Source organism: Psychrobacter sp. H27, assembly GCF_059072655.1.
In genome coordinates, this window is record NZ_JCACRX010000001.1 from 2735185 (window position 1) to 2747471 (window position 12287).

9 protein-coding genes and 1 pseudogene are annotated in these 12287 nt (G+C 46.0%); 6 read left to right on the forward strand and 4 right to left on the reverse strand.

The window, feature by feature from the left end; all coding sequences use genetic code 11:
* Nucleotides 1-413: 413 nt before the first annotated feature.
* From AC5JPY_RS11335 to AC5JPY_RS11345, 3 genes are all read left to right on the forward strand, one after another.
* Nucleotides 414-1721 (forward strand): UbiH/UbiF/VisC/COQ6 family ubiquinone biosynthesis hydroxylase, encoded by a 1308-nt coding sequence (locus tag AC5JPY_RS11335; protein WP_493852489.1) that lies wholly within the window; start codon nt 414-416, stop codon nt 1719-1721.
* Nucleotides 1722-1877: 156 nt separating this feature from the next.
* Nucleotides 1878-3137, forward strand: coding sequence for an FAD-dependent monooxygenase (locus AC5JPY_RS11340; protein WP_493852490.1), 1260 nt, complete (start codon nt 1878-1880; stop codon nt 3135-3137).
* A gap of 26 nt (nt 3138-3163) precedes the next feature.
* The gene (locus tag AC5JPY_RS11345; RefSeq protein WP_493852491.1) at nt 3164-3883 is read left to right on the forward strand and encodes an OmpA family protein; all 720 of its coding nucleotides are present in this window, start codon (nt 3164-3166) and stop codon (nt 3881-3883) included.
* Between the two features lie 17 nt (nt 3884-3900).
* Here AC5JPY_RS11345 and AC5JPY_RS11350 read toward each other — a convergent pair whose 3' ends face one another.
* From AC5JPY_RS11350 to nadA, 3 genes are all read right to left on the reverse strand, one after another.
* Nucleotides 3901-4812: a LysO family transporter gene (locus tag AC5JPY_RS11350; RefSeq protein WP_493852492.1), complete on the reverse strand. Its 912-nt coding sequence runs from the start codon at nt 4810-4812 to the stop codon at nt 3901-3903.
* 135 nt (nt 4813-4947) lie between these two features.
* On the reverse strand, nt 4948-6978 hold the full coding sequence (gene nadB / locus AC5JPY_RS11355) for an L-aspartate oxidase (protein ID WP_493852493.1): 2031 nt from the start codon (nt 6976-6978) through the stop codon (nt 4948-4950).
* Nucleotide 6979: 1 nt separating this feature from the next.
* Nucleotides 6980-8119, reverse strand: a complete 1140-nt coding sequence (nadA, locus tag AC5JPY_RS11360; RefSeq protein ID WP_493852494.1) for a quinolinate synthase NadA — start codon at nt 8117-8119, stop codon at nt 6980-6982.
* Nucleotides 8120-8465: 346 nt separating this feature from the next.
* Between nadA and AC5JPY_RS11365 the strand changes: the two genes are divergently transcribed.
* The 3 genes from AC5JPY_RS11365 to AC5JPY_RS11375 all read left to right on the forward strand — a co-directional run bounded on the left by AC5JPY_RS11365 (nt 8466) and on the right by AC5JPY_RS11375 (nt 11408).
* Complete coding sequence (locus AC5JPY_RS11365; protein ID WP_493852495.1) at nt 8466-9497, forward strand: NUDIX hydrolase; 1032 nt, start codon at nt 8466-8468, stop codon at nt 9495-9497.
* A gap of 176 nt (nt 9498-9673) precedes the next feature.
* Nucleotides 9674-10534 (forward strand): carboxylating nicotinate-nucleotide diphosphorylase, encoded by an 861-nt coding sequence (gene nadC, locus AC5JPY_RS11370; RefSeq protein ID WP_493852496.1) that lies wholly within the window; start codon nt 9674-9676, stop codon nt 10532-10534.
* A 232-nt stretch (nt 10535-10766) separates the two neighbouring features.
* Complete coding sequence (locus AC5JPY_RS11375; protein WP_319049933.1) at nt 10767-11408, forward strand: MarC family protein; 642 nt, start codon at nt 10767-10769, stop codon at nt 11406-11408.
* A 160-nt stretch (nt 11409-11568) separates the two neighbouring features.
* On the opposite strand, the pseudogene AC5JPY_RS11380 reads toward AC5JPY_RS11375, so the two are convergent.
* A pseudogene (locus AC5JPY_RS11380) lies at nt 11569-12170 on the reverse strand (LysE/ArgO family amino acid transporter).
* Nucleotides 12171-12287 lie beyond the last annotated feature (117 nt).

Sequence of the window (12287 nt, forward strand, 5' to 3'; positions counted from 1 at the left end):
TGTATGTAGATTGCAATATCAGTACAGGCGACCTTTATCGACTGTTTTTAGGTCAAATCAAAATATAGGTTGACCTGAGTTTCTTATATTCTACTGACCTTGTTTGGTAGTTATAGACCTTGTCCTTGAGTAGAGTAGATAAACGATTTGTCTACGGTTTAGCTCGCAGCATAATAAAGAATTTGTGGTAATCTATGAACGATATCTCAGCGCTTTACCGTTGAGATAAAACGATAGCAATGAAGCCAAAGTAACTGAGCTGAAACTAAAGCAGCTAAGCTAAAGAGTATCGTCAGATGATAAAGGCTACAAATTAAAGGCAGTGGCAATCAAGTACAAAGCGGCTATCAATCGCTGTGGATATCAAGAACTGACCGCAGGCATGCTCAAAAATTATAATAGGAATAACTACGATGCAAGAGACTGATTCACATTTATCTAATTCCCAATATGACTCTAACAATAAAAATGCAATCACTGAGCAGCAAGTGCTTATCGTTGGTGGCGGTCACGTGGGCTTGTCCTTTGCCTTGCTATTAGCGAATCATGGCATCGCTAGCACCTTACTAGAAAAAAATCGTTATCCAACCATCAGTCCAACCGATGACCGTACACGCAGTCACTATCTGGACAGTCGCAATACAGCGCTGTCGCGGCGCACAGTACAGATCTATCAAGAGATCGGACTGTGGGATGACCTGCAAAGCCATGCTTGCCGCATTGATAGCGTGCAGATTAGTGAGCAAGGCAGTTTTGGACGCGCACAGCTTAATAAAGCCGAAGAAAAAGTCGAGTCTTTTGGCCAAGTGATTGAGAACGCGTGGCTCGGGCGCAAGCTCTTATTAACCGCGCAGCAGTCACCACTCGTGACCTTGATTGATAATGCCAGTGTCAATGCAGTGACCCAACAAGCGGACGGTGTAACGCTAAGTTTTAGTGATGAAAGCAATGCGGAACACGAGCGACAGCTGCAAGCTAGCGTATTAGTCGCTTGTGATGGACGTGATTCTACCGTACGTCAACTGTTAGATATCGGCACCACCACCTATGACTATCAGCAAACGGCTATCGTTGGCGTGGTAGAGACCGATACGGCGCACGAGCATGTGGCAATTGAGCGTTTTAGCCCAGCAGGGCCGCTGGCAGTGTTGCCACTAACGGATCCAGAGGGCGATGGCAATGATGAGTATCAAACGGGTTATCGTCGCTCTGTAGTTTGGGTCTGTCCAACAGGTGAAGAAACTAAATATCTAGAAGACGACGCACATTTCTTGCAGACGCTACAGCAGGCATTTGGGGAACGCGCGGGCACGTTTGTTGCTGCTGGTCGCCGCGGCGCGTATCCACTGTCACGTGTATTGGCAGACAAGCAGGTCGAGGGTCGCTGCGTTATCATGGGCAATGCCGCTCATACTTTGCATCCTGTCGCGGGTCAAGGGTTCAATCTATGTATGCGCGATGCTCATGTATTGGCGCAAATGATGAGCTCACAAGTGCTCAAAGGCGAAGACATCGGTAATGCACAATTATTAAAGCGTTATGAGAAAGCACGTCAAACCGATCAAAAGCGGGTGATTCGCTTCTGTGATGCCGTGGTACATGGCTTTACTCATCCCAATCCCGCCATTAAGCTGGCACGAAATATGGCATTACTAGCCTTTGATAAATTACCAAATATCAAGCCATTGGTTGCGACCTATGCGATGGGTCTAAAGTCATAGCGCTATAGTTAATCCTCTTTAAAAGAGTGACAGCGTTAACCTCGCTTGAAGTATTGCCTATACATCTGCACTCGGTTGCCTTGTCTCTCTTTTAAACTGAACCAACTATATGTCGTTGAGATTGATAATAAGCATTCTAATATTGAGAGACACCTTATGAAAGACAATCATACGCTGATTATCGGTGGCGGTATCGTTGGCGCGACGCTCGCGCTAAAGCTGGCACAAGATAAAATGCCAGTGACCTTGGTTGATGCCTGTCCTGCGCGTGATGAGTCAGCGTGGCAAGCAGTGCTGAGTAAACGTGACGCGCGTGTCTATGCGCTCAGTCTAGCGAGTATTAACTTGCTCACGGAAGTTGGCGCGTGGCAACACATTGCCGCATCTCAGCGTAAAGCGGATTATTCACAGATGCAGGTCTGGCAACTGAACGGCATGGGCGAGCTATTATTTGGTGATAGTGGTGACCAAAACGCTGCGCCTGAGATACTCGGTAGCATGGTCGAGCCTGCCGTCATTGAGCACGCCTTATGGCAGCGCTTACATGAAGAGGATATCAGCGAGTATCTAATGGTTATTGCTGGGCATAAAGTGGTGAATATGGACTGGTTGGGTGCGCAGCAAGGTTACCGTGTGACGCTAGATGATGAGACAGCGATTGATGCGCGTCTATTGGTCGGTGCTGATGGTCGCGGCTCATTTGTCCGCAAGCAAGCAGGGATTGGGGTCGATACGCTTGATTATAATCAAACGGCGATTTGCTGTGCGATTCAGACTGAGAAACCGCATCAAGCGACAGCACGTCAAGCCATGCTACCAACAGGTACGTTGGCACTATTGCCGTTAGCGGATATCACTGAGACTGATAAAGTAAGCCCGCAACATTGGCAGTCAATAGTCTGGACATTGCCGCGTAATCAGGCATTGGCATTGATAGAAGAAGACAACCGCTTTATCGCGGATAAACTTGCAGCAGCAAGCCATTACGAGCTGGGTGCTATCACGCAGATTGAGTCTATTGCTAGTTTTCCTTTAGCGGCACAACAAGCAAAGAGCTACGTGGCGGATAACTTGGTACTCATCGGTGATGCGGCTCATGGCGTGCATCCGCTGGCAGGTCAAGGATTGAACCTTGGTATGCTTGATGTAAAAGTATTAAGTGAGCAGTTAGCGCATGATTTTATCCGCAGCGGCGGCACACTGTGGGGTAGCAATCAAACACTGCGTTATTATGAGCGTTCGCGCCGTCCGCATAACAGCCTGATGATGCACAGCTTCTCTGCACTCAACTGGTTGTTTGCAGGGTCGCTTGCCCAAGCGCGTCCCGTGCAGCAAATCCGTAATGAAGGCATGTACCGCGTCGGCAAAATCAAGCCACTGATGCGCTTGTTTGCGAAGCAGGCGAGTGGGGTTTAGGGTTTTGGCTTAGGGATGAATAAAGCATGAGTATTAAATTACCGACATTAGCAACGGGTTTGATAAGTGTATTGATACTGACAGGTTGTCAGACGCCGTTAAAAAGCACGGCGCTCAATCAAAGTATTGAAGAGCCGCCTATTACGTTAGTACCAAATACTCCGGATTCAGATGGGGATAGCGTACTTGATGATATAGATGAGTGCCCTGAAACGTCAAAACATACGGTAGTCGACGTGAAAGGTTGTACAGTAGTAATTGAGGGAGGTGAGGCACTTGAAATGGAGTTCAGTGGGTTTTTTCCATCTATGAGCAGCCAGTTACCTGATATTTACGATATTGAATTTGGAAAAATTGAAGAAAAACTCAGTGAATATCCAGAAGCAACAGTGTTTATTTTTGGTCATGTTGCATCAAGTGAAATAGATGAGGATGTTTTAGCAACCTTTGGATTTGTGTCCTTACCTCGCAATCGAGCGCTTATCGTCAAAAATGTGTTGGTATTAGAACATGGTATTGCTGCCGCGCGTATCCATACTTATGACTGCTCAAATAAATTGTTAGTTAACGACAACGCTTATATAGATCCTAGTTTTAAAGCGCTCAATCTAAAAAATATTGAGTCAAAACAGCGCCGCGTAACTTTAATGGCAAGTAGTGAAGTAAGTGACTTAAAGAACTTAGACTATATCTCTTATCAGAGAAAGTATGGGAAATACGCAAAGCATTGTGATCCGTTTAAATAAGAGTTGATTATGAGTAACTATCCTAACGCCGAAAAGAACACCATCAGTACGGGCGAGATAATATTAATCAAGAAGCCAAAACTGATCGCTAGTGGTACAACCTTTAGACCACCTGACTGTTGAATAATGGGCAAGGTAAAGTCTAAGCTGGTTGCACCGCCGAGACCTACCGCAGCAGAAGGGTATTTGCGCATAAATACAGGAATAAATAATAAGGCAAAAAACTCACGTACCAAATCATTAAATAGCGCGACACTGCCCCACACCGCACCATAAGCATCGGTCATGACAATCGCGGATAGCGAATACCAACCAAACCCTGATGCCATTGCCAAGCCTTTCGTCCACGACACATCTGTGAATAGTAAGGCAAACACAAGCCCACCAACCAACACCGATAGCGTAAAGATAATGCTCATCTCAACACCGCGCTTATTGAGCATGACTTCTTTTAAAGTAATGCCTGAGCCTTTGAGACCGATGCCTACGAGCAAAATCAGAATCATCAGCATGACCGTCATAGAGTTTTCAGGCGGCATATAATCAGCAGGTAAGAAAAAGCCAATCACCATCCCAAGCACCACGCAGACGACCTGTAATAGGCTGCCCCGAATACTGACACGATGTTCTTTGGATTTGACGCTTGGTTTTTTGGCCTGCCACGGTCGTACATGGTCAAACACCATCAGTGCGAACAGCCCCGTACCAATTGTGAGTATTGATAGTACGGTGACATATAGCGCAATTTCGCCAACTTGACTGCCTAAGCCTTCTACCTGTGACAGTTCAATACCGATCAGTGCCAAGATAAGATATACCAAATAAGACAAGCCCGTATCGGCAAGTCTAGTCAGAGTTGGGTTAGCAGGAATGGCAAAGCCAATAAACATTGGCATCAATACCAAAACAAGGGTAATCAAGCTTTGCATGGGGGTCGGCTCGCAGCATTTTTAACAGGGTGTTTTTGACAAGCTTGCGATTGTACCATAACACCGAAATAATGCTGAAAATACATACCTTAACTCATGTTGACCCTACGTTTCGGTATGGTCTTTTAGACTGGCCTAATCGATTTCTACTAGCACGTGATTCTTTTCAGGCAGACAGTGTTTAGGCAAGCAATGCTCTGGCAGGCCGTTATCACTTTTGAGAGGCTGCGTGGTTCCCGCAAAATAACTGAATTGATCATAAGCTGGGTCATGCTGTGGCTCCACAACGCTAGTAAGAGGGGCAGTCGCTAGGTTTGGATAGTCCTGTCTGTAATGACCACCGCGACTCTCAAAGCGCTGATAGGCAGACTGGATAATTAAGGTTGCTAATGTAAGTTGTCTTTCTAATTGAAAGTATAACAACTCATTGGCAGTAGTAGGGCTGCTCGCATTATTTACGCCAAGCTGGCTCACCTTAGACTCTGTACTCCAATGTTGCCAGTTTTGTATTTGTTGCATTGCTTGCTCTAATTGCTCGGCGCTGCGAGTGATACCCATATTAGCAGTCATCAGCGTTTTTAATGCTGCGGTTATGGTTGCAATATCAGTGTCAGTGTCAATATCAGAGGTGAGCGATTTATGGGTAAGCTCATAGTGATATGCTGATGATACAGATGCCGGTAGCATCACAGACTGCGTATCCCTAAGCACTGGCGCTGACCATGCACTAAGGTATGATCGTGTTAACTCATCACATGATGCGCGATCGAACGTAGCTATTTCTGTTAAGTCTTCTAGGTTCTGTAAGTTGTCTAAACGCTCTAGATAATGCGGTAGGTTGGCTGCGATATTACGGCCAACCACCACACACTCTAGTAGGGAGTTGCTTGCCAAACGGTTGGCGCCATGCAGTCCTGTATAAGCCACCTCACCAGCCGCATAAAGTCCTGGCAAATCCGTTAACCCATCGGCATCAGTCACCACACCGCCACAGCTATAATGTGCTGTTGGTGCAACTGGGATAGGATCGGTAGTCATATCGATACCATGTGCCAGCAGGGTCTTATAAATCTGCGGGAAATGCGCTTTTACGAAGTCTGCGGGCAAGTGACTGACATCAAGATGTACATAACCAAGTCCATTGCTATCAATCTGCGTGGCTATCGCGCGAGCAACGATGTCTCGCGGTGCTAACTCCGCCCGTGCGTCTATATCCAGCATAAAACGCACGCCTGTTTGCGGACAGTATAGTCGTCCACCTTCGCCTCGTAGTGCTTCAGATATCAAAAAGCTACTGTCGCCCAGTGCTAATCCAGTTGGATGAAACTGGATGAACTCCAAATTCGCCAAACGGCAGCCCGCTTGCCACGCCATCATCACGCCATCGCCGACACAGACATTGGGTGCGCTTGCCCGCTTAAAGAGTTGACCTAGTCCACCGCTGGCTAGTACGACTGTACGACTTTGAAAGGTAAGTTGACGCGCCTGTTTATGATCGAATACAAGTGCGCCTTGGCAATGTTTGGCACCATAGCCACCGAGGTATTGAGTATCAGCTATAGGCGATGTGAGTAACTCTAAAGCCTCGTGATAAGGCAATATAGTAATATTAGGCGCAGACTGTGCTTTTAGGATTAAGGTGTCCATCACATGCCTGCCAGTCGCATCATCTGCATGGGCGACGCGTCTACAGCCATGCCCGCCTTCTTTTGTTAAATGCAACTCGCTGGTCTGTAACTGAGAGAAGTCCTGTACGCTTGTATGATCTAAAGCTTTAGGTGAGTTCTGAGTAAAAGGCACGCCCTGCGCGCATAGCCACTGAACTGCCTGCTGTCCAGCACCCAAAATACTGGCAGTATTGTCAGCCGTGCATAGTCCTGCACCAGCCACTAGGGTATCGGCGATATGGTCACTGACAGAGTCATCTTTGTCTAAGCTGGCAGCAATACCACCTTGGGCATAGTGACTTGAGCAAACCTCAAGTGCTGCTTTACTCAAAACGGTAACATGCAGTGATGTAGGTAGGGATAGTGCAGTGCTCAAACCTGCCAATCCAGCACCAATAACAAGGACGTCAGTTTTTATAATCGTGTTCATGTTACTGTTACTCCCATTATTATCAGGTTCAATAGTGCTGGCATGGTTGGCTGAGTGCTGCTGCTTCATATTATGCTGCTCCAACATTAGCGAACAGTGTACGGTCTTTGACAATATCGCCACTGGCAGCGACGTTTTGCTTTTGTGCTTCAGCAAAATCAAGCATACGTTGCAAAGGTTTTTTGGCGGCTACTGCCAGCTCAGGTGTCATTAACACTTCACCGCTGTTATTAGTTAGGCATTGTTCGATACCTTTTAGACCATTCATCGCCATCCAAGGACAAAATGCACAGCTCTTACAGCTCGCACTCTCACCAGCAGTAGGCGCTGCCAAAAAGCGTTTGTTTGGTGAGCGTTTCTGCATTTCATGCAATATGCCTAAGTCAGTGGCTACGATAAAGGTATCAGCGTCCATCTCGTAAGTTGACTTTAACAACTTGCTGGTCGAGCCTACCACGTCAGCGAGTGCAACCACGCTATCAGGTGACTCAGGATGCACCAGTACTTTGGCCTCTGGATGCTCTGCTTTTAATTGCTCAAGCTCGGTAGCTTTAAATTCATTGTGTACAAGGCAAGAACCCTGCCACAGCAACATATCTGCGCCCGTCTCTCGAGCAATGTATTTGCCCAAATGCCGGTCAGGTCCCCAAATGATTGGCTCACCTTGCGCATGCAGATGACGGATAATTTCGATACCGACAGATGAGGTCACTACCCAGTCAGCTCTTGCTTTCACCGCAGCGCTGGTATTGGCATAGACAACGACCGTACGCTCAGGATGCGCGTCACAAAATGCCGAAAACTCATCAGCAGGACAGCCCAAATCTAGCGAGCATTCCGCCTCTAGGTCTGGCATAAGTACCGTTTTTTCCATACTTAATATCTTTGCCGATTCGCCCATAAAGCGCACTCCAGCGACCACGAGCGTTTGGGCACTATGGGCCTGTCCAAAACGCGCCATCTCGAGCGAGTCACCAACACAGCCGCCTGTTGCGAGCGCCAAGTCTTGGATAAAAGGATCAACATAATAATGCGCTACCAGTACGGCGTTGTGTTCCTTTAATAGTTTCTTGATGTTCTCTTCAATCACGATGCGCTCAGAACGCGGCAAGTCAGCTGGCATTTTTGCCTTGGCATAGTCGATATTCATTTGAGTAGCGATACGGTTGTCGGTACTCATAATGGGTGCGTCGTAAGGATAAATTTTCATAATGGTGACCTCTATTGGTACGATAACGATAAATGTATGTGTCAAAAATTCAGATAATTTATGATTAAAAATGATTGAGTTGACTTAATTATGCTCATTTTGAGCATAATTACAAGTGTTTTTTGTATACGGATGTATATCCATCAGCTGATTAAGCGCTTCTAAACCATATGTTTTTGGTGATTTTTACCAAACGATGCTGATGCACTATGTTTACAACGGCGGTCTATTATAGTGTCAGTTTCACGCTATAATATTCTGGATCCGCGTTATACTGAGGCGTAAGAGATTTTTATTGTTGGTAGTCTACTCGTCGCAGTTCAAAAAGAAGGTAGTCCTAAATATTATGACGTTGTCTTATTCACATGCGCATCAGCAAGGTAGCGGAACGACAGAAGTCGTCGCCGTGTTGGTTGCTATTACTGATCATATCGCTCGTGTCCTGACCGTTGATCAAGGCAAGCTATTGCCAAACGGGCCTCTTATGCCGCTACACCGCTCGCTACAAGCTGGTGTACGTCAGTGGGTGGAAGAGCAGACACAGCAGCCGCTTGGGTATTTAGAGCAGCTATATACCTTTGTCGATACCAATAGACGTAATATCGACGGTCATGCGCTCGTCTATGTCAGCTATTTAGGTCTGGTACAAGAGACACAGACGCAAGAGCTGCAAAGCCAAGCGTTATGGCGAGACTGGTATGATTATTTCCCATGGGAGAATCACCTAGACGGTATGCCAAGCATCATTATGGATTTTATCGTGCCTGTGCTTTTGGAATGGGCAAATACCGCTGAAGACTCAAATGTTCGAGAGCGTCGACGTCAGCGTATTGGACTATGTTGGGGGTTAAGCGAGTCGTTTTTGGCAGGTGGTGAGTTGACGAATATCAAAGCAGTAAATGATGACGCTCATGAGCAGCGAGAGTGGATTGCAGAGCATGTGCTGCTACGTTATGAGATGCTCTACGAGGTAGGTCTAATACCCGAAGCGCCCAATTACCCACCCAATTATCAAGCAGTTGTGCTGCCAGAGGATTGGTCAAAGCGTATCGGTGTGCCCATGTACTATGATCATCGCCGTGTCATCGCCACTGCAATCTCCAGACTGCGTGCTAAGATTGAATACCGCCCACTTATTTTTGGTTTAATGCCAGATGTATTTACCTTATCGCAATTACAGCAGAGCGTTGAGGCTCTATCAGGTATGCGTTTGCATAAGCAAAATTTCCGTCGACTGCTAGATTCACAGAACTTAGTGATGGAGACCGGAGAGAGTAGTAGCGCTCAGCGTGGTCGCCCAGCCAAACTATATTGCTTCCGCCATGATATCGAACTACAGAGTTTATTGATGGATAGTAAACTTCCCAAGCGTAAATAGCTTAGAGCCTGTGCTCAATTTAAAAGGTGTTCCATTTCGCTCTAAAAATTTTTGATGAACCGATAAGTTTGTCACATATCCTTGCCAGGTGGTCAGCTTTGGGTTATATTTATGCTCATTTTGAGTTTAAATACTTAGTAGTTTCCATTACTATCATGGCTATATGAGGGTCAAAAATGACAATTGAAAAAGAACCAGCATTAGATGAAGTATTGCTCACGCCATTAGTCAAAGATGCTTTGACTGAGGATTTGGGGAGACGCGGTGATGTCACGTCACAAGCGACTATTCCAGCTGATATGCAAGCGAAGCTACAGATCAAAGCACGGCAGGCAGGGGTGATATGTGGTATGGATTTGGCTCGCTTGTCTTTTGCAACAGTCGATACGCAGATTGAGTTTGTGGCACACGTCCATGATGGTGAAACCGTCGCCGCTGGTACAGTACTAGCAACGGTACGCGGTAATGCGCGTCATTTGCTCACCGCTGAGCGTACGGCATTGAACTTTATGACGCACCTTAGTGGTATTGCAACAGCGACCCGTCAGATTGTCGATAGCGTGGCACAATATCCGGCGCAGATTACTTGTACACGCAAGACCATTCCAGGTCTACGTATCGTCCAAAAATACGCTGTACGCTGCGGCGGTGGTCGCAATCATCGCCTAGGGTTGGATGATGCTATTTTAATCAAGGACAATCATATCGCTATTGCAGGCGATATTAAAACTGCCATTCAGCAGGCACAAGACTTCGCTGGGCATCTGATTCCTATTGAGGTTGAAGTAGACACATTAGAGCAGTTAGAACAGGCGTTAGATGCTGGTGTGAGCTTGGTGCTACTAGACAATATGTCGCCTGAAACGCTATCGCAAGCAGTGGAGATGTGCAAAGGACGTGCAAAGACTGAAGCATCAGGTGGTATTACGCCTGAGACTGTAGAGGCAGCCGCAAGTACAGGCGTAGACTTTATTGCGATGGGTTATCTGACACACAGTACTACGGCTTTGGATATTGGCTTGGATTTTAGTGCATAATACAAACGCTTAGCGAACTGTAGGAGATAGATTGTTTACTAGTGATATCGTTCTGTAGATACAAACTGTTTAATAACATAAAGCAAGCGTGTAATCGAGCAAAGTTAATGATTTAATTCGCTTATCTGCCTATGTTACAATGCCGTTTGTATCTGCCTATTGGTCATCGTTGCACTCGCACGATGGCCTTATCTTTTTGCACAAGTGGTATTAATAGACAAGCGAGCGCTCAGTGAATACTGAAATTATCAAGATAATCCTAGCTTTTATGGTGTTGATCAATCCATTTAGCGCATTGACGTTATTTTTGGATTTGACTCGTGGCTATTCGATGAACAACCGCCGCAAAGTTGCGCGCGTTGCTTGTTTGACCATTTTTATCACTATCAGCTTTTTTACGCTTGCAGGTGAGACCTTACTAAAAACCCTTGGTATTTCTATCGGCTCGTTCCAATTGGCGGGCGGTATATTGGTGTTTTTAATTGCCTTAAATATGATGAACGGAGAGGGTAACCCCGTAAAACCCGATCAAGAAAACTTCGATGTGGATCATGTGAAAGATGCGCCTGTTTCTATGGCAGCTGCCGTGGTACCTCTCGCCATTCCAATGATGATCGGGCCTGGTGGTATCTCTACGGTTATTATTTACTCTTCACAAGTCTCAGGCGTGTTGCAGGTGTCTGCCATATTGATCGCGGGTCTGTTTATCAGTTTGTTTTGCTATTTGGCATTGATGGCAGCAGGTCGTATCAGCCGCTTGTTGGGTGATACCGGTCTAAATATTATGAGCCGAATTATGGGTATGCTATTGGCGGCTGTTTCTATCGAAATTATCGTTAATGGCCTACGTACCTTGTTTCCTGCTTTAATGTAGGCTATCTATTTTATCCCTGATAGCAACTATAATTCTAGCAACTACAATTCTAGTATCGATCTTCACCGTACAAAGTCCCAATAATTAAATTAAGAGGCCGTGCCAGATACAAATAACGACCTCTTAATCTAACACTCAATATCTAATGGCTAGCCTGTATTTAGCTCTGGTATAAATGCCAAGCCAAATACAGCATCAGCAATCCTACCAACGCATCGAGTATATTCCACGCTTTTGGCTTCGCAAATAGAGGTCTCAGCAAACGTGCGCCATAACCAAGTGCAAAGAAGAAAAAGAACGACGCACTAACCGCCCCTGCGGCAAAAGTCATCTTGCTACTTGCACCTGTTGAAACCATCCCAACGAGCACCAATGTATCTAAGTAGACATGGGGATTTAGCCAAGTGAAACCAAAGCATAAAAGCAGTGCTTTTTTAAGCTGGTCACTACTTGACCATCGACTGTCATGGCATGCGATCGTTTAACACTGGCATGTAGGCTCTGTAAGCCATAAACCAGCAAAAATAGTGCGCCCGCCAGTCTGGCTATATCGACAGCATGTGGATAGCGCGCCGTTACCGCACCAAACCCAGCGACGCCTGCTGAAATCAGGATCGCATCACTAACGGCGCAGAACAAGCAAATAAAGAAGATGTGTTCACGTTTGATGCCTTGCTTGAGTACAAACGCGTTTTGAGAGCCAATTGCCAAGATAAGCGACAACCCAAGCAGAAAACCAGAAATATAATCGGGAGCATTCATAATAATAAGGTGCTTAGCGTTTAGAGCATCGGTGCAGAGAGTAAGAATGTTGACACTTTGCGTACTGGCAGGTCAGCAAAAACCTGTTAAGATACGCTATTGAATGAAGGTATGCAA